Genomic DNA, 22,360 nt, shown 5'->3' with positions numbered 1-22,360 from the left:
TGTCTTTGTTACCTCGTTACTTGCCCCGTTTGACTCTAAAGACCATGCTGCCTGATCTTTGCTGGCAGCGGTGTCTGCTTGCCGCATTGGCTGTTGTGTGCTTGATCGTCTTCAGTTCGCCAGCTCAAGCAAAGCAAAAGAAGCAAAAAAAGCGTGCGGTCGCAACAGTTGCCCTCGCCAGCGCCGCCGCCGCGCCCACCCTCGTGCGCGCAGGCAAAACAAAAGCCCCAGCGCCTAACGGCCTGCAGGCAGAAGCGCGCCTGATACAGATTTACCAGCTGATCGGCCAAAGCAAAACCCGCGAGGCTCTCAAGCTGGCCGATAAACTGGTACTCGATCATCCCAATTTCGCATTGGCGCAGCTCGTGCACGGCGATTTGCTAGCCGCGCAAACGCAGCCCGTGCGCGCTTTGGGTGATGTACCCGAAGCCACTGTGCGCGCAGCGCCCGGCGTGCTCACTGATTTGCGTGAAGAGTCGCTCCTGCGCATTCGTGCGCTTCGTGAGAAACCCGCCGCCGGGATGCTGCCTTCGAATTTCGTGCGCTTGTCTGCCCGCAACAAACACGCCATCGCAGTAGATGCCAGCCGTGCTCGCTTGTATCTCTTTGAGAACACGGCGCAGGGCTTGCGTTTGGTCGCCGATTACTATGCCTCTGTAGGCAAGATGGGCATTGAGAAAAATGTCGAGGGCGATCTCAAAACGCCACTGGGTATTTATTTCGTCACCAACACGCTGGATCCTAATTCGCTCAAAGATTTGTATGGCGCTGGCGCATTGCCGATCAATTACCCCAACCCTTACGATATTCGCCGTGGCAAAACCGGCAGCGGCATTTGGTTGCATGGCGTGCCGCAGGCGCAATTTGCCCGCGCCCCGAAAGCCACCGATGGCTGTGTCGCCGTCTCTAATCCAGATCTGCAAGACATTTTGAAACGTGTGGAAATCCGCACCACACCCGTTGTCATCCTGCCCAAGCTCGAATGGGTCAACCCCGCGCAGACCAACGCAGATACAGCAGCCTTTGATCGTGCATTCTCTAGCTGGCGTAGCGCCAAAGCAGCCGGCGGCTTAGACGCTGCCATGGTGCATTACAGCCCAGACTTTGACAGCTATGGCAAGAAGTTGGCTGAATGGCGGGGCGTGATAAGCAGTGAAATTGCCAAAAAGCGCAGCAGCGAATTAAAAGATGTCTCCGTCTTGCATTGGGCAGAGAGCCCCAGTAGTGCTACTATGGTGATCACGTTCTCTGAAGTACCGACGGGCGCAGTCTCTGGCCCGACCAAACGGCAGTACTGGCTTCGCTCTGCAGCCACCAGCAATCAATGGAAAATCTTTTTTGAAGGAATCATTGGATGATTTTTAATGCATTTCGCCGCACATTTAGCCAGTTGGCCGGCACATCTATTGCGCTGAGCGCTATTCTTTTGGTAGCGCCTGCTGCCTCAGCACAAACATCTGCTGTAGCGCCCAAAGTCAAGCTCGCCACCAGCATGGGCGATATCGTGATTGAGGTGTATCCCGATAAAGCCCCCAAAACAGTGGAAAACTTTCTCCAATACGTGAAAGACAAACACTACGACGGCACGATCTTTCACCGCGTGATCCCCACCTTCATGATCCAAGGCGGTGGCTTCCAGCCCAGCTATGTAGAAAAGAAAAGCCGCCCACCTGTGCCCCATGAAGGCCGCGAAGCTCTTGCCAAAGGCTTGAAAAACACGCGTGGCACGCTTGCCATGGCGCGCACGAATGATCCGCAGTCGGCCAGCGCGCAGTTCTTCATCAACACTGTCGATAACGCTTTCTTGGATCCAACACCGATTCCCGAAGGCGATCCAGTCAAAAAATTCGAATACCAAGGCCGCACCTATGAAAACGTGCCTCGCGCGAATTTGCTGGGCGCTGCCCAGCTCTGGGGTTACACCGTGTTCGGCAAAGTCGTTGAAGGTATGGATGTGGTGGACAAAATCAAAGCCACGCCCACTGGCCCTGGTGGCCCTTTCCCGACAGACGCACCCAAAACCATCGTGACGATCAACAGCGCCACCTTGCTCAAATAATTTACTTCAATTCACTTCAAGGAATACACCATGGCTAACCCCCAAGTCGAACTGCAGATCGCCGGTCACGGCAACATCACCATCGAGCTTGATGCCGATAAAGCCCCCAAGAGCGCAGAAAACTTCCTCGCTTACGTGAAAAAAGGCCATTACGATGGCACGATTTTCCATCGCATCATCGATGGTTTCATGATCCAAGGCGGTGGCTTTGAAGTTGGCATGACACAAAAGCCGACGGATGCACCGATCAACAACGAAGCCAACAACGGTCTCAAAAACAACAAGTACACCCTGGCGATGGCACGCACCCAAGATCCGCACTCGGCCAGCGCGCAGTTTTTCATCAACACCGCAGACAACGGCTTTTTAAACCACACTGCGCCCAGCATTCAAGGCTGGGGTTATGCCGTTTTTGGCAAGGTGGTCTCTGGTACAGACGTGGTGGATAAGCTGGGCAAAGTGGCCACCACACGCAAGGGCTACCACGATGACGTGCCAGCTCAAGATGTTGTGATCACAAAGGCTGTGATCCTTTAAGCAGCCAGCCATGAGCTTTGATGAAATCAACGCACCCACAGCCTGGCGTTGCGTGGATTTCATCTCGGATATCCATTTACAAGAATCCGAGCCCGCCAATTTTTTGGCTTGGCGCAGCTATTTGGAGCATTCGCCTGCCGATGCCATCTTCATCCTCGGTGATTTGTTTGAAGTGTGGGTGGGCGATGACTGCCTAGGCTCAGCGCGTGATTCAAGCTTGATCGCCCGCCACGAAGGCCTGCATTTTGAAGACCGCTGCAGCCGCGTGTTGCATTTCAGTGCGCAGCAACACAATCTGTATTTCATGCATGGCAACCGCGATTTCCTCGTGGGGCAGGGCTTGGCCAAAGCCTGCGGCATGCAAATCCTCTCTGATCCCAGTGTGCTGGTGTTTGGTGGCATGCGTTATTTGCTCAGTCATGGCGACGCTCTGTGTCTCTCCGATGAAAAATACCAAGAATTTCGCCGCATGGTCAGAAGCTCAGACTGGCAAACACAGTTTCTAGCGACGCCCCTGCAAGAGCGCATGCAGCAAGCGCGCGTGATGCGTGCAGCGAGCGAGGCGCGCAAGAAAGACATGCAGACTGCAGGCGAGCCATGGATCGATATTGATCAAGCTTTCGCCAAGCAATGGATGGATGCCGCGCAAGCACAGCATTTCATCCACGGTCACACCCATGAAGGTCGAGATCACGCCATCAGCTCTAGCCAAGGGCGTGGTACGCGCTTTGTGCTCCCGGATTGGCAGGCCGTCAACTCGCGCACCGAACCCGCTCGCGGCTATGCCTTACGTCTGAGTCTGGATGACGATGGCCTGGTGAACACACACCACATTCCTGTGGTGTAGCGCGTTAGCTTCACAGGCCTATGATCATCGCTTGGTGGCAAAGCTGGCAGGAGCGCCGGCGCAAAGCGCGAACAGCCGCCACCATTCAACGCCATGCCATCGATGATCAGCTCTGGCGCAACTGTCTTACCGCCTTGCCCTTTCTTGAGCAACGCTCTGCGCTAGAGCTTGCCCGCCTGCGCGAGCTGTGCAGCTTCTTTTTGGGTTCCAAAGAATTCACAGGTGCGCAAGGCTTGGAGATCACGGATGCACACGCCACCATGGTGGCTGTGCAGGCCTGTGTGCCCATCTTGCATATCGCGCCAGTGGATCGCCCCGATCTTGCGCTCACCTGGTACGACAGCTTCGTTGGCATCGTGCTTCATCCAGGCGAGGTGAGGGCACGGCGCGAGTGGGTGGATGAAGATGGCATTGTCCACAGCGGTAGTGAACGACTCACCGGCGAAGTGATGGAGGGCGGCCCACTTATGCTCGCATGGAGCGATGTGCAGGCCGCAGGAGAACTCGCCAGTCAAGCCTACAACGTCGTGATTCATGAATTCATCCATGTGATGGATATGCGCGACGGTCAGGCCGATGGCTGCCCACCCATGCCCCGCGATAAGCGCCGTCTTTGGCTCACTGCTTTACAAGCCGAATACTTGCGCTTTAAAGAAGCCAGCGATGCTTGGCAGCGATTTGGTCGCATCACGGGGCAAGCCGAGCCCTTGCTCGACCCTTATGGCACAGAATCGCTCGATGAATTCTTCGCCGTTGCCGCAGAAGCTTATTTCGTGCAGCGCACTCGTTTTGCGCAGCTACATCCAGAATTACTCTCTTTATTTGATGGTTTTTTTTCTAAATCAGCAGAGAAATTGAACCAATCCAGCTCAGCTGATCAAAGCTAAAGCTCTATTTTCAGAGCGCCCCATTGCTCACGACATGATGAATTTTCTACTCCGTTTGGTTTTGATTCTGGCAGGCCTGATCTTCGCTGCCAGCTTGTTGGTCGTGATGAGCATTTTGTTGCTGGTATGGGCCGTGCGCGCAGTGTGGTTCAAACTCACAGGGCGTTCTGTCTTGCCTTTTGCGATGCGTATGAATCCGCGTGCGGGCTTTGAGCAAGTGTTTCGTCAGGCGCAGAAAAGCGGCCCGGCTGCAGCCAGAGCGCCGCGCCACAAACTCGATGACGTGACGGATGTAGAGCCCAAGCTGTAAGTCGCATCGCGTTACTTCTTGCCATATGGCTACGCCTTGCATCTGTCTTGGCCTAGGCATAAGATGCTTGCTGGTACTTCCTAGGAGCAGGTATGCCGCAATTGATCACGACAGTCGATGGGGTGGAAATTCACCGCACTTACCTCACACGCGTGCGCACCACGTTGGGTCGCCGGCCAGACAACCATATCGTGCTCACCGATTTAGCCGTGAGTGGTGAGCATTGCGTTTTTGAGCTCTCAGGTTTGAGCGATGTGGTGGTCATCGATTCGGGCAGCACCAATGGCACATATATCAGCGGCGCGATGGTGAAAATGCATTTGCTGAGCGATGAAGATGTGATTTCCATCGGGCGATTCAAAATCCAATACTTCAGCGCGAATGAGCTCACTGATGAAGGTAAAACCGTATCCATGACGCTCAGCGGTGGGCTCGCTCCTGCAGCCACCAGCGGTGCCATGCATGCGAGCTTGAAGATGCTCACGGGCTCTTCGGCTGGGCTAGAGATCCCGGTTTCCAAAGCCGTTTCTACCTTTGGCCAACCCGGTATCGCCTTGATCGCGATTGCGCATCGCAGGCAAGGCTATTTCATCTCTTGCCTAGAAGCCCAGCAAATTCCTAAGCTCAATGGCAAAGCTATCAGCGACGAGCCTGTGCAGCTGGTGGATCGCGATGTGATTGAGCTTGCGGGCAGTGCTTTGGAGTTTTTACTCAAAGCTTAGCCTTGAGCTAGCTGCCATCGTCCCTGCTTACGCTTTGCCAGCGCTGGATGAAGGCCGAGTAGCAGGCAATCATTGATTTGCTATTAATTAAGTAGCATGTCGCGCAGATTCTATGCCGGCGAGAGGGCGATTCGGCGTTATTTTCAGGCTGCTACACCAAACCATGCACCTACGCCAGCGGTGATGCCCATAGCAAGCAGGCCCCAGAAGGCGACGCGCATGACGGCTTTGAGCACGGGAGCGCCGCCCAGATGGGCTGATACCCAGCCGAGCAAGATCAGAAAAATCAGGGATGCGCCACCTATTGTTGGCACGAGCCAAGCGCTGGGGGCAAACAAGGCTGTGATCATGGGCAGCGCAGCGCCTGTGGCGAAGCTGGCTGCAGAGGCCAACGCAGCTTGCACGGGGCGCGAGCTGTTGCTTGAGGAGATGCCTAGCTCGTCTCGGGCATGCGCGCCTAAAGCATCGTGTTTCATGAGCTGCTGGGCGACTTGCGAGGCCAATTCAGGGCTCAGGCCGCGTGCTTGATAGATGCCGGCGAGCTCCCGCAGCTCATGCTCGGGCTGCTCAGCGAGCTCGGTGCGTTCGCGGGCGATATCAGCCGCTTCGGTGTCAGCTTGCGAGCTGACGGATACATATTCACCCGCTGCCATCGACATGGCGCCTGCAACCAAGGCGGCGATGCCCGTGAGGAGCAGGGTTTGCGTGGTCGCATTGGCGGCGGCGATGCCGACCATCAGGCTGGCCGTTGACACAATGCCGTCGTTTGCGCCCAGCACCGCGGCGCGCAGCCAGCCGATGCGATCTTGGCGATGCGATTCCGGGTGGGTGTTGCGGGGCATGCGCAGATGATAGCCGCTGCGCTGCTGTCTCCGTTAATATCGAGGCATGACAACTGCAAGTATGGATTCTGCTCCCGTGGTTCCCTTGGCCAAAGATGCCAAGGTGATGAGTTTGGTGGGGCTTGCGCATGCGAGCTCGCATTTTGGGCACATGCTTTTGCCGCCATTGTTTCCTGTCTTTATGCAGGAGTTTGGTTTGAGCTTTGCGCAGGTGGGACTGCTGATGAGCGTGTTTTTTGTGATCTCCGGCGTGGGGCAAGCACTCGCTGGCTTTGTGGTGGATAAGCTGGGGGCGCGGCCAGTGTTGTTTGCCGCGCTGGGCACATTTTTCTTGGCTTGCATCACGGCCAGCCATGCTCAGGGCTATACGTGGTTGATTGTGGCGGCAGCGCTGGCCGGCTTGGCCAACAGCCCATTCCACCCGATTGATTTTTCGATCTTGAATCAGCGTGTCTCGACGCCACGCTTGGGCTACGCCTTCAGCATGCACGGGCTCTCGGGCAGTTTGGGTTGGGCTTTGACGCCGATTCTTTTGGTCGGCCTGATGGGGAGCATCGGCTGGAGGAATGCCTATCTCGTCACTGCGGGTGTGTATGCCTTGGTGTTTGTCGTGCTGTTGATCAACCGCGATCAATTGGTAACGACGGTGGTGCGCAAGGCTGAGGCGCATGAGGCATCGTCTATCGCATTTCTCAAGCTGCCTGTGGTGTGGTGGTGCTTTGCTTTCTTTTTGCTCTCCACGATCACGCTGGCTGTGGTGCAGAGCTACAGCGCTTCAATTTTGAAGGCCATGCACGGCGTGACGCTGCAAGCTGCGACTGCAACTTTGACAGCTTATATGCTCAGCAGTGCTGTGGGTATCTTGGTTGGAGGCTTCGTGTCGGCTCGCTTGGGCGCTCAGCGCAGCGACAAGGTGGTGGCTGTGTGTATGAGTGTGGGCGCGGTGTGCATGATGCTGGCGGGCACGGGCTGGCTGGGCGCATTGGGCTCAATGGCTTTGCTTGCAGCCACTGGTTTTGCAGTCGGCATCGGTGGGCCAAGCCGTGACATGATGATCAAGCGCGCTACGCCGAAGGGCGCGACAGGGCGTGTTTATGGCACGGTGTATTCCGGCCTCGATGTGGGCTTTGCGATTGCGCCGCTGATCTTCGGTTTGTTGATGGATCGCGCGCTTTATTCGCTCACAATGATCACGAGCGCGTTTGCTTTGATTCTGGCCGTGTTTGCTGCTCTGGCTGTGGGGCGACGGACGCAGGCTTGACCAGCTCTTCGTATTTTGGGCGCGACATTTTTTCGCCATCCCACTTTTGGCCACACCAGCAGATTCCTTGCGCGTCAATGATGCACATGCCTGAGCCGCAGCATCGGTGATCTTCTTCCATGGGTTGATTCCTTCTTGCTACTAAAAATGTAGCGATGTATGTATATTTTACGCCGGGCAACAGCGTGTTTCGTTACGCATCTTGCAGCTGTTGCAGTGTTTGTAAGCGGTTTCTTTTATACCATCAAGGCTTCATTCTTTTACTCTGGAAATACATACCATGACACTACAAAGCCGCTTCTTTAACAGCCCCTCCCGCGATCTGGATCAAGCACTGAACGCGACCACGGCCAGTAATGCTGCACGTGCTACGAGTACCGTCAAACCTGTCGCCGTGAGCGCTTCACAACCATCCGCAGCCGATGCTGCGCCTACTTCTCCAACCGGCAAACCCGCCAGTACCAGCCGCCTCACCGTGGGCCCACATATCAAGCTCAAGGGCGTGGAGATCACGGATTGCGATACTTTGGTGGTGGAAGGCTCGGTGCAGGCCAGCATGGATTCGCGCGTGATGCAAATCGCAGAGGGCGGCGCATTTACCGGCTCGGCGCAGATTGATGAGGCCGAGATCCGCGGCGATTTCGATGGCCAGCTCACAGCGCGACATAAGCTGATGCTGTATGCGACGGCCAAGGTCAAAGGCCAAATTCGTTACGGCAAACTCGTGATGGAAGAGGGCGCTCAGCTCTCGGGCGATGTGGCTTACGGTACGGCAGCTACTTTGTCTCAGCCTGCGCCTATGCTCAAAGCTGCTTGATGGTTTAAGACCAATACCGAAATGCCGGACGCAAAGGACGCAAAAGTTGCGCAAAAGACGCAAAAAATACCTTTAAAAACAGAATGAATGGTTGATTCAATCATTGTTGTCAACAAAGCATCTTTTTTGTATTTTTCTTTTTTGCCTCTTTTGCGCAACTTTTGTGCCCTCTGCGACCGGATGTTTGTCTTCAATCGTCGAGCGCCAACCTATTCCCATAGCAAAATAGCTGAATGACCACCCCTCATTCAGCCCCTGCATCCTCCAAACTCGCCGGCCACTTGCTCGTTGAATGCTTGATCGAACAAGGCATCACGCATGCTTTTGGCGTGCCTGGTGAGAGCTATCTCGCTGTGCTGGACGGCTTTGCCGAGCACTCAGAAAAAATCCAATTCATCACTTGCCGCCACGAAGGTGGAGCGGCTTTCATGGCTGAGGCTGCGGGCAAGCTCACTGGTAGGCCGGGTGTGTGCCTCGTCACGCGCGGGCCGGGTGCGACGAATGCTGCGATTGGGCTGCACACGGCTTTCCAAGACTCCACACCAATGGTCTTGCTTGTTGGCGATGTGGGCAGCGATATGCGGGATCGCGAGGCCTTTCAAGAAATGGATTTTTTTGGGTTTTTCTCTTCCGTGGCCAAGCGCGTGGAGCGGATTGATGAAGCCAGCCGCATTCCTGAATACATCGCGCGTGCATTTGCCACAGCGATGAATGGGCGGCCGGGGCCTGTGGTGCTGGTGTTGCCGGAAGATATGCTTGTCGAGAAGGTGAGCGCGCAGCCATCGACTCAAGTTTTGCCAAGAGTCGAGCCCGTGCAAGCTTGGAGTGATCCGGGTGCTTTGCGCAGTTTGCGCTCTATGCTGTTGGAGAGCCAACGCCCCATCGTGATAGCGGGCGGTGGAGGCTGGACGGTGCAGGCAGCGCAAGCTCTGCAACGCTTTGCGGAAAACTGGCAATTGCCTGTAGCGAATGCGTTTCGCTTTCAAGACACGTTTGACAACCATCATCCGCTCTATGCGGGCGATGTGGGTATCGGCATCAATCCGGCTCTGGCCAAACGCGTGCAAGAGAGCGATCTCGTGATCGCCGTTGGCCCACGTTTAGGCGAGATGACGACAGGCGGCTATACCTTGCTGCAAGCGCCGCGATCTAAGCAAAAACTCGTTCATATCCACTCAAGTGCAGAGGAATTGAATCGCGTCTATCAAGCCGATCTCGCCATTTGCGCCACGATGAATGCTGCTGCGCGAAGCTTAGAAGTGCTCACCGCTCCTATTTCAGTCGCTTGGGAGGCCGATTCTAAGACGGCGAATGAGCAATATCGCCAATGGATCACGCCGCAGAGCTTGCCCGCTTTACCCTTTGATGATGAGAGCGGAAAGCCAGGCAGCATCAACATGCCGCGCATCGTGAAGCTCTTGCAAAAGCATTTGCCACAAGACGCTGTGCTCACCAACGGCGCTGGCAATTTCGCGAGCTGGATGCACCGCTATTTCCAATACCACGGCTTGACCAAAGGCTTCAAAACCCAAGTCGCCCCCACCAGTGGCAGCATGGGCGTGGGCGTGCCTGCAGGCGTGGCAGCCAACATACTCACAGGCCGAGTAGCCTTCACGATTGCCGGCGACGGCGATTTCCTGATGACCGGGCAAGAGCTCTCAACAGCCACAGCGCATGGCGCAGCGAGCATCGTGCTCGTGCTCAACAACGGCACCTACGGCACGATCCGCATGCACCAAGAGCGCGAGTATCCAGAGCGTGTGAGCGGCTCTTCAATAGCCGGCGCAGATTTCGCGAAGTTAGCAGTTGGCTATGGCTACCACGGCGTGCGTATCACGCACAGCGATCAGTTCGAAGCTGAATTGCTCGCTGCACTCAAGCGATTGGATACCAAACAAGGCACATTGATCGAGCTCATCATCAGCCCAGAAGTGATTACCACGCGTGGAACTTTGTCTGCAATTACTAAGCAATCGCTATCAAAGTAATAGCTGGCCGCGCAGATTCTATGCTGCTGATTGGCTGTTTTTCATTAGAATCTAGGTAATAGAATTTCTTTTAATAATGCAAATGAAGCTACATAATCTTAACCCCGTCTCTGTTTTCAATGCGGGTTTACGGGCTACGCTGTTGGTATGTACTTTCTAAGCGACTAGCGCGCATGCTTTCTTCGAGAACAAATTCACTGGAGAAGATGATTTTTCATATAGTTCAGTGCTGTCTGGTGTAAAAGCCACCAAGGCTGATTGCATCAAAGGAAAGACTGATGCTGTTTGGACAGACCCAAGTGATACGGGGAAAAATGCAGGCTGCCTGAAGTACTGGCACAGTGGTTTAAAAGAAGTGAATGATCGAGTGATCGTGTATTTGGAAGGCGATATACGAAACACCAACTTGAGTTACCAAAAACTATCGACTGAAGTATTGAATGAATTGGTCAATCAACGCTCACAGGCTTATAAAGCGCCCTATATTTTTTTGGGTCGTCCAGGGACACATGGTTCTTCAGGAAATCATGCTGTGAGACGTACTCTAGACGAGGTAGGGCTTGTGAATGCAGCAATTGATCAACTCAAGCAACGCTATGACATCAGAGAATTTGTTATTGCAGGATTAAGCGGCGGGGGGTTTCTTACCGCATCGTTGCTTAACTTTAGATCTGATATTTATTGTGCTGTACCGGCTTCCGCACCTTCGTCGCCAAAAATCAGATACACCCGATTGGGTTTGAGTAAGGATACGACCGGTCGTATCGATTCATATGAGCCTACTCATGACAAGATGAGTGTGAGGCCGCATGAAAAATTACGTGTCATCATTTTGGGTGATGAGAACGATAGCAACGTATTTTGGGAAGCACAGATTATTTTAAGTAATTACTTGGCTAAAAATGCAATTGACCATACTGTTATTAAAGGCGAAGCGGTTGGTAGCGATCGCCACGTTCTAACGCGTAGCGCCAATCTAGCAGCAAGCTGGTGCTTCAATGGACGCTCTTTGGAGCAGATCAATGAGCTGTTTTTGACAAGAAAGCCTAAGGGCTGAATTAAAGTTTGTTAGCCGCAAACAAGCCAGCATCCATCTCGCGATGGCGACGCAGTGTCGTATGGGTTTTGGCGAAATGCGTTGCCAGCTCTTCCGCAAGAAAAACGGAGCGATGCTGGCCACCCGTGCAGCCGATGGCTACCGTCACATAGCTGCGATGATCTTGCGTGAGGCTGGGCAGCCAATGCTCTAGAAACACCTGGATATGGCTGCGCATGGCGATCACATCAGGCTGCACCTTGAGGAAATCGGCGACAGGTGCATCACGCCCGGTGAGTGGGCGAAGCAGCGGCTCGTAATGCGGATTGGGCAACATGCGCACATCAAACACGTAATCAGCATCCAGCGGAATGCCGCGCTTGAAGCCGAAGGATTCAAATACCAGTGTGAGCTGCGTGGCTGGTGCAGTGATCAGCTGTTTGATATAGCCCTGCAATTGCGTGCTGCGGATCAGGCTCGAATCGATCACATGCGAATCTTCGCGCAGTTCGGCGAGCAGATCACGCTCCATTTCAATCGCATCGGTCAAGGCACGGCGCTGATCGTCAACTTGATTGGAGGAAAGCGGGTGCTTGCGCCGAGTCTCGGAAAAGCGGTGTACGAGCGTCTCCGTATTCGCATCAAGGAACACAGTTTTGACCGAGATGCCTTGATCGCGCAGCGCCTTGAGTTGCTTGGGCACGATGGGCAAAGAAGTGGCGCTGCGCACATCCATGGCAATCGCAATGCGGCTAACATTGTGCTGCCGCTCCACTTCAATAAATGAGGACAGTAGCTCAGGCGGCAGATTATCAACGCAGTAATAGCCTGCATCTTCCAATGCTCTGAGAGCAACTGACTTACCCGAGCCAGACATGCCGGTGATCAGTATGATTTGCAGCGCATCGGCCTTCACTGCGCTGCTCCTTGCAGCATTTCTTTGGCATGTGCGAGTGTGGTGCTCGATAGCTTTTCGCCGCCGAGCATGCGCGCAACTTCTGTGACGCGCTGCTCGCCTGTGATTGGCTTGACCGAGCTTTCGGTCAGTTTGCTCACAAGTTGCTTGGCAACGAGCAAATGCTGATCAGCGCATGCGGCGACTTGCGGAAGATGTGTGACGGCGAGCACTTGGCGATCTTTGCCCAGCTGCTTCATGAGGCGGCCAACGGTCTCTGCCACTGCACCGCCGATTCCGGAATCCACCTCGTCAAAAATCAAGGTGCCTGCATTGCCTAGCTCACTGGTGGTCACAGCAATGGCCAATGCAATACGCGAGAGTTCGCCGCCCGAGGCTACTTTGCCCACAGGGCGAGGCGTGCTGCCAGCGTGACCCGCGACCAAGAAATCCACCACCTCAGCGCCATCCGCAGTGGGCTCACCCGTTGTGAGCTGAACTTCAAAGCGACCGCCTTGCATACCGAGGCCCTGCATCGCGGAGGAGATGGCTTGGGAGAGCAGGGGGGCCGCTTTTTTGCGCTGTTTGCTCACAGTTTTGCATTCGTTGAGCAAATCCGCATGTGCTTTGTCAGCTCGGGACTGCAGCGAGGCTAAATCGCTCGCAGCTTCCAAATTCTTGAGATCAGCTTGCCATTGCGAGAGCAGGGCAGGCAGCTCCTCGGGTGGGCGGCGATGACGGCGAGCGAGTTGCAGCCATTGGCTCACCCGCTCATCGAGCTCGGCCAGGCGCGCGGGATCGGGCGCGGTGCGACGCGTGAAGGCTTGCAAGCTATGCGCAACGTCATCTATTTGGGCTAAATTTGAAGCCAAATCAGTGCCTAGCCGGCTAAATTCCTGCGCAAGATGCTCATTTTTTTGTAGCAACTCCAAAGCTTGTGAGATGCGCTGGCTTGCGCCATCGTCGCCACTCAAAAGCTCGGTGGCAGCATGCGCAGCAGCAAGCAAATCCTGCGCATGAGATTGCAAGCTGTGCTCAGCATTGAGCGCTTCCCATTCATCAGGCTGGGGAGAGAGCTTCGCCAGCTCGCCCAATTGCCAAGTGAGGCGCTCGCGCTCGCTCTCCAGGGTGGCTTGGCGCGCTTGGGCATCTTCCAAGGCTTTGGCTGCTTCACGCCAAGCAGCATGAGCTTGGCGCACAGCAGCGGTATTGACCTGACCATAAGCATCGAGCAAGCGGCGTACTTCAGAGGATTTGGTGAGCTGTGCCCAAGCATGCTGGCCATGAATGTCCACCAAGTGCTCTGCTGCTTCGCGCAATTGCGTGAGCGTGGCGGCGCTACCATTGATCCAAGCTCTGCTCTTGCCTTGCGCATCCATGCTTCGGCGTAAAAGTAGGCTACCTTCGCTCTCGAAACCAGCATCTTGCAGCCAAGCTTGTAAGCTCTGCGGCACATCAAATTCAGCTGAAATCTCGGCGCGAGTTGCACCCTCTCGCACCACGCCTGTTTCCGCGCGTGAGCCTAAAGCAAGCTGTAGCGCGTCGACAAGGATAGATTTACCTGCGCCCGTCTCACCAGTGAGCACAGAAAAGCCTGTATTCAGATCGAGCTGCAACTCGCGCACAATGACGAAATCTCGAAGATGGATGCTGCGCAGCATTACACAGAGCCCTCATTTAGCATCAGACAGTCCCTTCGTTCCAGTGCAACTTGCGGCGCAGTGTGTCGTAATAGCTCCAGCCCTTGGGGTGCAAAAACGTGGCGGCATACTCTGAGCGGCTGACTAAGATGCGGTCACCGATCAAGAGAGAAGCGAGATTTTGCATATCAAAATTCGCACTCGCTTCGCGCCCTGCTACCAACTCAATAGCTATTTGCGCAGTATCCGAAAGGGCTAGAGGCCGATTTGATAAGGTATGCGGTGCAATCGGCACCATCACCCAGCCTTTCAAATCAGGATGCATGATGGGGCCGCCTGCAGAAAGTGCATAGGCTGTTGAGCCAGTGGGCGAGGCGATGATCAGCCCATCGGCGCGCTGATTGGCCACAAAGCGGCCATCAATCTCCACACGAAGCTCCACCATGCCCGAACCTGCGCCGCGGTTGATCACCACATCGTTCAAAGCCAGCGCATCAAACACGCTCACGCCATCGCGCATCACCTGCGCTTGCATGAGCGCGCGTTGCTCCTGCTCATGCTCGCCGCGCAGTATGGGCGCGAGAGCGGTTTTGTAGGCATCCAATGCAATATCAGTGATAAAGCCCAGCCGCCCGTGATTGATTCCCACAAGAGGAATGCCATAGGGCGCGAGTTGGCGGCCAATACCCAGCATCGTGCCATCGCCGCCCACCACCAAGGCTAGATCGCATTGCTGGCCGATTTGCGTGAGTGAGAGTGTGGTGTGGCCTGTCAAATCCTTGGCGCCCAGATTACCTGCGCTCTCAGCATCCAGCGCCACATCTGCGCCAAGCCCGCTCAGATAATGCGAGAGATCCAGCAGCGTCTCGCGCATGCTGGCGCTGGCCACATGGTATTTACCGATCAGGGCGATATGCTTGTATTTGAGCGCTGAAGCTGCCATGCTTGAATTGCAACATTAAAATGTTTCGGTAGTATCTCATTTAATAGACCTTATGGACGACCGTGCCAAGCTGCTTCTGAAAGCGCTGATTGAGCGTTATATTGCCGATGGCCAGCCCGTGGGCTCGCGCACGCTATCCAAAGCCAGTGGTTTGGAGCTGTCTGCTGCCACCATTCGGAATGTGATGAGCGATTTGGAAGAGCTGGGACTGATTGCCTCGCCACACACCAGTGCTGGACGGATTCCTACTTCGCGTGGGTATCGGCTTTTTGTGGACACGATGCTCACTGTGGAGCAGGGGGGCTTTACTGCCCCGAGCCTGGCCGCCGATCAGCCGCAGCGTGTGATCAGCAATGCAGCGCAACTTTTATCCAATCTGTCTCAATTCGTCGGCGTGGTAATTGCGCCACGCAAGACTTCGGTTTTTCGACACATTGAATTCTTGCGGCTCTCGGAAAAACGCATCCTCGTGATCATCGTCGCGCCCGATGGCGATGTGCAAAATCGCGTGATCTTCACCGAGAGCGATTTCACGCAAAGCCAGCTCATTGAGGCTGCCAATTTCTTGAATGCGAATTACGCAGGGCTTGCGATGGAGCAAGTGCGCGAGCGTTTGAAGAATGAAATGCAAGCTCTACAGGGCGAAATCGCTCAGTTGATGCAGTCTGCGGTGCAGGTGAGCACGGAGGCGCTTAGCTCTGGCGATGGCGAAGTGGTGATTGCTGGAGAAAAGAATCTTCTTGAGGTGAGCGATTTTTCGCAAGATCTCGGGCACCTGCGTCGAGCCTTCAATTTGTTTGAGCAAAAGGCACAGCTGCTCCGCTTACTCGATGTGTCGAGCCAAGCGGAAGGCGTGCGGATTTATATCGGTGGCGAGAGTCAAGTGGTGCCCGTTGAAGAGCTCTCTGTCGTGAGTGCGCCTTACACAGTAGATGGGCAAGTGGTGGGCAAGCTCGCCGTGATTGGCCCCACGCGCATGCCCTATGAGCGCATGATTCAAATAGTGGACATCACATCGAAACTTGTAGGAAATGCATTGAGCCAAGGCAACATGCCAAGGATCACGTAATTCGCGTGCTATAATTTTGGTCTTGGGCGGCTGTAGCTCAGCTGGATAGAGTACTTGGCTACGAACCAAGGGGTCGTGGGTTCGATTCCTGCCAGCCGCACCATTTTTTTACTTGAGTTTGGTCTTTCATCGGCGTGTAGCGCAGCCTGGTAGCGCACTTGCATGGGGTGCAAGGGGTCGCGAGTTCGAATCCCGCCACGCCGACCAAAATCTTTTGACAAGCCTGAGTCTGTTGATACACACTCAGGCTTTTTCAATTTTGTCCTTGAATTGTTTTGCTGCCGTGAAGGCATGCCACAACCATGAACACTGCTATTGCCTCGATCCGCGTCACAGAAATCAAGCTGCCTCTGGATCACCAGCCAGAAGCGCTGCGAAAAGCTGTTTGCCACAAGCTGAATATCAAAGACGAAGAGCTGCTTGATCTGCACATCTTTCGCAGGGGCTACGATGCCCGCAAGAAAAGCGATATTCATTTCATCTACACGCTGGATGTGCGCACTTCAGACAATGCGGCGGTGCTCGCACGCGCGAAGAAAAATGCGAAGACCGCCACGCACGTTAACACCACGCCTGATACTGAATACAAGCAGGTTGCTCATGCACCTCAGCGCGATTTCCTTCGCCCTATCGTCGTTGGCACAGGGCCTTGCGGATTGTTTGCTGCGCTCAATCTCGCACAAATGGGCTTCAAGCCTTTGATCTTGGAGCGCGGCCGCATCGTGCGCGAGCGCACGAAGGATACATGGGGCTTTTGGCGCAAACGTGATCTCAAAGTCGAAAGCAATGTGCAATTCGGCGAAGGTGGCGCGGGCACATTTTCTGATGGCAAGCTCTGGAGCCAGGTGAAAGATCCGCTCTTTCATGGCCGCAAGGTGATGCAAGAGATGGTGCGCGGCGGAGCGCCCGATGAGATCATGTATGTGAGTAAGCCTCATGTGGGGACGTTTCGCTTGGTGAAGGTGGTTGAATTTCTGCGCGAAGAGATTGAGCGTTTGGGTGGCGAGTTTCGGTTTTCGACGAAGCTGGTGGATTTGAAAATTGAAGGCGGCTCGATTCGCGGGATCACAACGGAGCATCCTGAGCGCGGTATTGAGCAGATCGATGCAGAGCATGTGATCTTGGCACTCGGCCATAGCGCACGCGATACTTTTGAGATGTTGCTGGAGCGTGGTGTGTACGCAGAGGCCAAGCCTTTCAGCGTGGGCTTTCGTATTGAGCATCCACAAAGCTTGATTGACCGCGCGCGCCTTGGGCCGAATGCGGGCAATGAGCTGTTGGGCGCAGCAGATTACAAGCTCGTGCATCACGCGAGCAATGGCCGCAGCGTGTATAGCTTTTGCATGTGCCCTGGTGGAACTGTGGTTGCTGCCACGAGTGAAGAAAAGCGCGTCGTGACCAATGGCATGAGCCAGTATTCGCGCAACGAACGTAATGCGAATGCGGGGATTGTGGTGGGGATCGAGCCCAAGGATTACGATTTTGATGCGCAAGGCAAACCGTTAGTCGCTGAAGCTCAGCGTGGCCAGATTCTTGCAGGGATGCGATTCCAGCGCGCACTCGAGAGCGGCGCTTACCTGCTGGGTGGTGAAAACTACAACGCCCCCAGTCAGCGCGTGGGTGATTTTCTACGCAACATCGCAAGCAAAGAATTGGGCGATGTGATCCCCAGCTACAAGCCCGGCGTCCATCTGATGAATTTGGGTGATACCAAAGCGCCCGCGCTGCCGATGTATGCCATCGAAGCCATCCGCGAGGCCATTCCCGCTTTCGCTCAGCAGATCGCAGATTTTGATTTACACGATGCGATGCTCACCGGCGTAGAAACGCGTACGAGTAGCCCCATCCGCATCAAGCGCCACGAACCTCGTCTGGAAGGTGGCCGCAGACCAGACGGCCAGCGGCATGACGAGCACCCGCTGCGCTACCAATCCATCAACACACGCGGCCTGTATCCCGCAGGCGAGGGAGCCGGCTATGCAGGCGGCATCATGAGCGCGGCGATTGATGGGCTGAAAGTAGCCGAGGCTGTGGCTTTGAATATTTGCAAGCCGAGCTAAACCACGAGATTATTTGGTCTTGCGGGGTGGCAAGCCAGTGTGCTGAGTCAGCAATGCGCCTTTGCGTGGTTGCGCAGATGAGCTGGGAGCTGCGCCGCCGGTGCGCCCTTTGGTTTTCAGGCCGGGTGCAAACGAATTTTTCTTTCTCGCGCTTGTGTACGCGCCATCGGTCACTGGCTGATAAGTGGGGATCAAATGATGCTTGCCGTTGCCGATGAGATCTGCACGCCCCATCGCCTTCAAAGCCTCGCGCAGCAGGGGCCAGTTGTTGGCGTCGTGGTAGCGGAGGAAGGCTTTGTGGAGGCGGCGGCGTTTGTCGCCTTTGACGATATCTACGGCCTCTGAATCGCGGCTGATTTTGCGCAGAGGGTTTTTCTGGCTGTGGTACATGGCCGTGGCAGTGGCCATGGGCGATGGATAGAAGGTTTGCACTTGGTCGGCGCGGAAGCCGTTTTTCTTGAGCCAGACGGCGAGATTCATCATGTCTTCATCGCGTGTGCCGGGGTGGGCGGCGATGAAGTAGGGGATGAGGTATTGTTTTTTGCCGGCCTCTGCTGAGTACTTTTCAAACATCTGTTTGAATTTGTCGTAGCTGCCGATGCCGGGCTTCATCATTTTGGAGAGCGGGCCGCCTTCGGTGTGCTCAGGGGCGATTTTGAGATAGCCGCCGACGTGGTGCGTGACGAGTTCTTTCACGTATTCTGGGCTTTGCACGGCAAGGTCGTACCGTAGGCCGGAGCCGATGAGGATTTTCTTGATGCCTTTGAGATCGCGGCCTTTACGATAGAGCTGGATGAGGGCGCTGTGATCGGTGTTGAGGTTGGAGCAAATGCCGGGATAGACGCAGCTGGGTTTGCGGCAAGCGGCTTCAATCTCAGGGCTCTTGCAGCCGATGCGATACATGTTGGCCGTGGGGCCACCCAGATCGCTCACCACGCCGGTGAAGCCGGGGATGGTTTTCATCGTCTCGACTTCTTTGAGGATGCTTTCCTCGCTGCGGCTTTGGATGATGCGGCCTTCGTGCTCGGTGATGGAGCAGAAGGTGCAGCCGCCGAAGCAGCCGCGCATGATGTTGACGCTGAAGCGGATCATTTCCCAAGCGGGGATTTTGGTTTCGCCGTCGTGTTTGCCGTTGGCGTCTGCGTAGCTTGGGTGAGGCGAGCGCGCATAGGGCAGGTCGAAGACCAAATCCATCTCGGCTGTGGTGAGAGGAATCGGTGGCGGCGTGATCCACACGTCTTGCGCTGTGGTACCTGTGCCGTGTTGTTGAACCAAAGCTCGCGCATTGCCAGGATTGGTCTCTAGGTGGAGCACGCGGTTGGCGTGGGCATACAAAACAGGATCGTCTTTTACCGCTTCGTAGCTGGGCAGGCGCACGACGGTTTTGTCGCGCGGCGTGTGTGCGATGCCGTTCTTGCGTTGCACGGCGGGGTTGGGCACGAACTTGAGAGGCTGAATCTCGTTTCCTAAGCCGTTTTTAGAGCCTTTTTGGCCAATCGCCGGCATAGAATCTGCGCGAGGTGCTATCAAATTAATAGTGCCAGAATTCTCTTCTTGAACACAAGAACCGCCTTGCTCACGAGCGAGATCCGCGCTCATCATGTAGGGGTTCACATGCTGATCGACGCGGCCAGGCTCATCCACGCTCGTGGAATCCACCTCGAACCAGCCTTCAACCGAAGTGCGGCGCACAAAGGCCGTGCCGCGCACATCGGTGATGTCTGCAATCTTTTCTTTGCGGCCTAAGCGATGCGCAATCTCGACGATAGCGCGCTCGGCATTGCCGTAAAGCAAGATGTCAGCTTTTGAATCCAGCAAGATGGAGCGGCGCACTTTATCTTGCCAATAATCGTAATGCGCAATGCGGCGCAAGCTGCCTTCAATGCCGCCGAGCACGATGGGCACATCTGGATAAGCCTCTTGGCAGCGCTGTGAATACACGAGCGATGAACGATCCGGCCGCTTGCCGCCCATGCCGCCGGGCGTGTAGGCATCGTCACTGCGAATTTTGCGATCAGCTGTGTAGCGGTTGATCATGGAATCCATGTTGCCTGCTGTCACGCCGAAGAAGAGGTTCGGTTTGCCCAAAGCTTTGAAAGGCGCGGCAGATTGCCACTCCGGCTGCGCGATGATACCCACGCGAAAGCCTTGGTTTTCCAGCATGCGGCCAATCACGGCCATACCGAAGCTGGGGTGATCGACGTATGCATCGCCTGTGACCAAAATGATGTCGCAGCTGTCCCAGCCGAGTTGGTTCATTTCCTCCCTGGAAGTGGGGAGAAATTTGGCCACACCAAAACGATGCGCCCAATACTTGCGGTAACTCGCCAGAGGCTTGGCATCGCGAGGGAAGAGCGATACGTCGCTAAAGATGGCTGGGCGGGCGGTCATAGCCCCTATTGTAAGTTTTTAAGCTTGAAAACTCTTTGGGGCTGCTATTTGGCTCTTGCCAGATAGCCTAAAAATACGCACCTCAATCGTGCATTCATTTTGTATGGTTTTCAAATCCGAATTAAAATGAGCTTACAGCATGCAACTGCTAGTAATTTCGTGTGCGCCAACAAAAAAGCGCCTCTGCACAAAAACTAAATATTTCTATGTCGAGCAGCTCATTTTTTGGTCAATCATCGCATCTAGCGTTTGATCATCCAGATTATTTGCCGTTAGAGGGGCAATCCGCGAAGCGCGCCTGCGAGCTGATATTGCGCAAGGGTCGTTTGCTAAAGCCTGCGTTAACTCTAACCGATGCTCAGACGATTGTGGCTTTCATGAGTCTAGAGCATTTCCGCCCAGGAAGCTTGATCACTTTCAGCGCGAAGGACGATGATGTGGCGCGGCTCATGCTAATCATTGCTGGTGAGGCCAATATCCGTATGCGCTCACAAGAAACTGACTCAGGCACTTCTGAATATTCGCCACTGGGGCGTACTCAAAAGAAATGGTTCAACGTAGGCGAGGGCTCATCGCTAGGCTTGGTCCATCTTTTCTCTGGTCTGTCGAGCCGGTTTGTGGCTCAAGCCGCATCGGAGTTGTTTGTGGCATCTTTGTCTCGAATCGCATTTCAGCAAATGAAAAAACAAGAGCCTCAGCTTGCCATGCAATTCATGGAAATTACAGCGATGGAATTGGCATTGGTGGCTCTCGATCATGAAAAAAGCATGGTAGCCCTCAGCAGCGTAGCCAGAAGCATGCAAAACCATATTGAAGACGAAGCTGGATCCACGAGACCATCGCCTTTGCCTTAACGGAAGACTTTCTGGCTCGCTGATAATCAGGATATGCCAGAACCCCAAGAATCTACTCAGGCAATGCGCCCTCGCTCTAAAACAGAGCTATTTTTCACATTTGCAAGTATCGCATTACAAGGCTTTGGCGGCGTACTCACCATCATCCAGCGTGAAATGGTCGACAAACGCCGCTGGCTCAGCACCAAAGAGTTCACCGAAGATTGGGCGGTTTCGCAAATCTTGCCTGGTGGCAATGTGGTGAACCTATGTATCATTTTGGGTAATCGCTATTTCGGCTGGCGCGGAGCGATGGCTGCTCTTGCAGGTATCTTGCTTCCACCTCTCGTGATTGTTTTGCTGCTAGCCACAGCGTATAACCATTATGTTCATTTGCCAGAAGTGGCCGGTGCTGTGCGAGGCATGGGCGCTGCAGCGGCTGGTTTGATTGGTGCAGTCTCCCTCAAAATGATTTCAGGTTTAAAGAAGAATGAGATGGGCGCCGGCATATGCATTGCGCTGATAGCTATGACTTTCATAGCAGTTGGCTTGTTACGCTGGCCTTTGGTTTATGTCGTGCTCGGGCTAGGCGCACCTGCATTCGCCTATGCGGTATGGATCATCCGAGCGCGTGATCGTACAAAAGAGAGCGCATCATGACTTGGGAGATTTGGTTCTCGCTCTTCACGCATTTCATCTTGCTATCTCTGCTTGCCGTTGGCGGCGCCATCACCACCGCTGCCGATATGCAGCGCTATGTGGTAGAGAAAGAGGGGTGGCTGACGGATATGCAATTTACCAGTTGCATCGCCATCGCCCAAGCCGCGCCTGGGCCAAACGTACTTTTCATCCCGCTGATCGGCTGGCAAATCGGCCTGCAAATGGGCGGCTCGTATTGGGATGCCGCCGCAGGCCTGCTCGCTACCTTTATCGGCATCATGGTACCCAGCAGCACGCTCACCTTTGCCGCTACTCGCTGGCTGCAAAACAATGCGCAGCATGTGGTCGCGCGTGCGAGCAAAGCTTCGCTCGCACCCATCTCGATTGCACTCTTGCTCGCCACCGCTTGGCTGCTTGCCAGCTCGCATGACAGTGCTGCAAAAGACTGGCCGCTCTGGCTTTTTACCATCAGTGCTTTGCTGCTGGCTTGGAAAACCAAAATCCACCTGCTACTGATCTTGGGGACTGGTGCTGTGCTTGGAATGATCGGAGTGATTTGAAAT

At 54.8% G+C, this 22,360-nt stretch carries 21 protein-coding genes and 2 tRNA genes; 18 read left to right on the top strand and 5 right to left on the bottom strand.

The features are described from left to right. Positions 1-44 precede the first annotated feature (44 nt). The 7 genes from KIH26_RS08810 (at position 45) to KIH26_RS08780 (ending at position 5,362) form a co-directional block, all read left to right on the top strand. Positions 45-1,358 carry a L,D-transpeptidase family protein gene (locus KIH26_RS08810; RefSeq protein WP_213444106.1) on the top strand — a complete coding sequence of 438 codons (1,314 nt, stop codon included), beginning with the start codon at positions 45-47 and terminating at the stop codon, positions 1,356-1,358. Further along, positions 1,355-2,059, top strand: a complete 705-nt coding sequence (locus tag KIH26_RS08805) for a peptidylprolyl isomerase (protein ID WP_213444105.1) — start codon at positions 1,355-1,357, stop codon at positions 2,057-2,059. Before KIH26_RS08810 ends, KIH26_RS08805 begins: the two co-directional genes overlap by 4 nt. A gap of 30 nt (positions 2,060-2,089) precedes the next feature. After that, the gene (locus KIH26_RS08800; RefSeq protein ID WP_213444104.1) at positions 2,090-2,596 is read left to right on the top strand and encodes a peptidylprolyl isomerase; all 507 of its coding nucleotides are present in this window, start codon (positions 2,090-2,092) and stop codon (positions 2,594-2,596) included. Positions 2,597-2,606: 10 nt separating this feature from the next. Further along, a complete protein-coding gene (locus KIH26_RS08795) occupies positions 2,607-3,443 on the top strand; it encodes a UDP-2,3-diacylglucosamine diphosphatase (protein ID WP_213444102.1) in 837 nt (278 codons plus the stop codon). 20 nt (positions 3,444-3,463) lie between these two features. After that, positions 3,464-4,330 (top strand): M90 family metallopeptidase, encoded by an 867-nt coding sequence (locus tag KIH26_RS08790; RefSeq protein WP_213444101.1) that lies wholly within the window; start codon positions 3,464-3,466, stop codon positions 4,328-4,330. A gap of 37 nt (positions 4,331-4,367) precedes the next feature. Next, positions 4,368-4,640 (top strand): hypothetical protein, encoded by a 273-nt coding sequence (locus KIH26_RS08785; protein WP_249661012.1) that lies wholly within the window; start codon positions 4,368-4,370, stop codon positions 4,638-4,640. Positions 4,641-4,732: 92 nt separating this feature from the next. Then, positions 4,733-5,362, top strand: coding sequence for an FHA domain-containing protein (locus tag KIH26_RS08780; RefSeq protein WP_213444099.1), 630 nt, complete (start codon positions 4,733-4,735; stop codon positions 5,360-5,362). 143 nt (positions 5,363-5,505) lie between these two features. Here the strand turns inward: KIH26_RS08780 and KIH26_RS08775 are convergent, their stop codons facing one another. Further along, positions 5,506-6,204, bottom strand: a complete 699-nt coding sequence (locus tag KIH26_RS08775) for a VIT1/CCC1 transporter family protein (RefSeq protein ID WP_213444097.1) — start codon at positions 6,202-6,204, stop codon at positions 5,506-5,508. Between the two features lie 46 nt (positions 6,205-6,250). Here KIH26_RS08775 and KIH26_RS08770 point away from each other — a divergent pair, with 46 nt between their 5' ends. From KIH26_RS08770 to KIH26_RS08755, 4 genes are all read left to right on the top strand, one after another. Next, positions 6,251-7,465 (top strand): MFS transporter, encoded by a 1,215-nt coding sequence (locus KIH26_RS08770; protein ID WP_249661011.1) that lies wholly within the window; start codon positions 6,251-6,253, stop codon positions 7,463-7,465. 280 nt (positions 7,466-7,745) lie between these two features. Further along, complete coding sequence (locus KIH26_RS08765; protein WP_213444096.1) at positions 7,746-8,282, top strand: bactofilin family protein; 537 nt, start codon at positions 7,746-7,748, stop codon at positions 8,280-8,282. Positions 8,283-8,515: 233 nt separating this feature from the next. Beyond that, positions 8,516-10,270, top strand: a complete 1,755-nt coding sequence (locus KIH26_RS08760) for a thiamine pyrophosphate-binding protein (RefSeq protein ID WP_213444095.1) — start codon at positions 8,516-8,518, stop codon at positions 10,268-10,270. A gap of 226 nt (positions 10,271-10,496) precedes the next feature. Further along, positions 10,497-11,327, top strand: a complete 831-nt coding sequence (locus KIH26_RS08755; protein WP_213444094.1) for an alpha/beta hydrolase family protein — start codon at positions 10,497-10,499, stop codon at positions 11,325-11,327. Position 11,328: 1 nt separating this feature from the next. On the opposite strand, the gene rapZ is transcribed toward KIH26_RS08755, so the two are convergent. From rapZ to KIH26_RS08740, 3 genes are read right to left on the bottom strand one after another with little or no spacing between them, the layout of a single operon-like run. Beyond that, positions 11,329-12,222 (bottom strand): RNase adapter RapZ, encoded by an 894-nt coding sequence (rapZ, locus tag KIH26_RS08750; RefSeq protein ID WP_213444093.1) that lies wholly within the window; start codon positions 12,220-12,222, stop codon positions 11,329-11,331. Continuing rightward, positions 12,219-13,862 carry a DNA repair protein RecN gene (recN, locus tag KIH26_RS08745; RefSeq protein WP_213444091.1) on the bottom strand — a complete coding sequence of 548 codons (1,644 nt, stop codon included), beginning with the start codon at positions 13,860-13,862 and terminating at the stop codon, positions 12,219-12,221. Before recN ends, rapZ begins: the two co-directional genes overlap by 4 nt. Before the next feature lie 22 nt (positions 13,863-13,884). Continuing rightward, positions 13,885-14,784 carry an NAD kinase gene (locus KIH26_RS08740; protein ID WP_213444090.1) on the bottom strand — a complete coding sequence of 300 codons (900 nt, stop codon included), beginning with the start codon at positions 14,782-14,784 and terminating at the stop codon, positions 13,885-13,887. Positions 14,785-14,836: 52 nt separating this feature from the next. On the opposite strand from KIH26_RS08740, the gene hrcA reads away from it, so the two are divergent. From hrcA to KIH26_RS08720, 4 genes are all read left to right on the top strand, one after another. Then, positions 14,837-15,853, top strand: a complete 1,017-nt coding sequence (hrcA, locus tag KIH26_RS08735) for a heat-inducible transcriptional repressor HrcA (protein ID WP_213444089.1) — start codon at positions 14,837-14,839, stop codon at positions 15,851-15,853. Between the two features lie 26 nt (positions 15,854-15,879). After that, positions 15,880-15,956 (top strand) — tRNA-Arg (locus tag KIH26_RS08730). A gap of 27 nt (positions 15,957-15,983) precedes the next feature. Next, positions 15,984-16,060 (top strand) — tRNA-Pro (locus KIH26_RS08725). Positions 16,061-16,155: 95 nt separating this feature from the next. Next, complete coding sequence (locus KIH26_RS08720; protein ID WP_213444088.1) at positions 16,156-17,913, top strand: NAD(P)/FAD-dependent oxidoreductase; 1,758 nt, start codon at positions 16,156-16,158, stop codon at positions 17,911-17,913. Between the two features lie 9 nt (positions 17,914-17,922). On the opposite strand, the gene KIH26_RS08715 is transcribed toward KIH26_RS08720, so the two are convergent. Next, positions 17,923-20,304, bottom strand: coding sequence for a YgiQ family radical SAM protein (locus KIH26_RS08715; RefSeq protein WP_213444086.1), 2,382 nt, complete (start codon positions 20,302-20,304; stop codon positions 17,923-17,925). A 206-nt stretch (positions 20,305-20,510) separates the two neighbouring features. On the opposite strand from KIH26_RS08715, the gene KIH26_RS08710 reads away from it, so the two are divergent. From KIH26_RS08710 to KIH26_RS08700, 3 genes are read left to right on the top strand one after another with little or no spacing between them, the layout of a single operon-like run. After that, on the top strand, positions 20,511-21,158 hold the full coding sequence (locus KIH26_RS08710; protein WP_213444085.1) for a cyclic nucleotide-binding domain-containing protein: 648 nt from the start codon (positions 20,511-20,513) through the stop codon (positions 21,156-21,158). A gap of 33 nt (positions 21,159-21,191) precedes the next feature. Further along, positions 21,192-21,797 carry a chromate transporter gene (locus KIH26_RS08705; RefSeq protein ID WP_213444084.1) on the top strand — a complete coding sequence of 202 codons (606 nt, stop codon included), beginning with the start codon at positions 21,192-21,194 and terminating at the stop codon, positions 21,795-21,797. Continuing rightward, positions 21,794-22,357 (top strand): chromate transporter, encoded by a 564-nt coding sequence (locus tag KIH26_RS08700; protein WP_213444083.1) that lies wholly within the window; start codon positions 21,794-21,796, stop codon positions 22,355-22,357. The genes KIH26_RS08705 and KIH26_RS08700 overlap by 4 nt, the downstream gene beginning before the upstream one ends. The last annotated feature ends 3 nt before the right edge of the window (positions 22,358-22,360 follow it).

Source organism: Variovorax sp. PCZ-1, from assembly GCF_018413605.1.
Lineage (GTDB): Bacteria > Pseudomonadota > Gammaproteobacteria > Burkholderiales > Burkholderiaceae_C > JANMDU01.
This window is presented reverse-complemented; position numbering and strand designations above follow the sequence as displayed.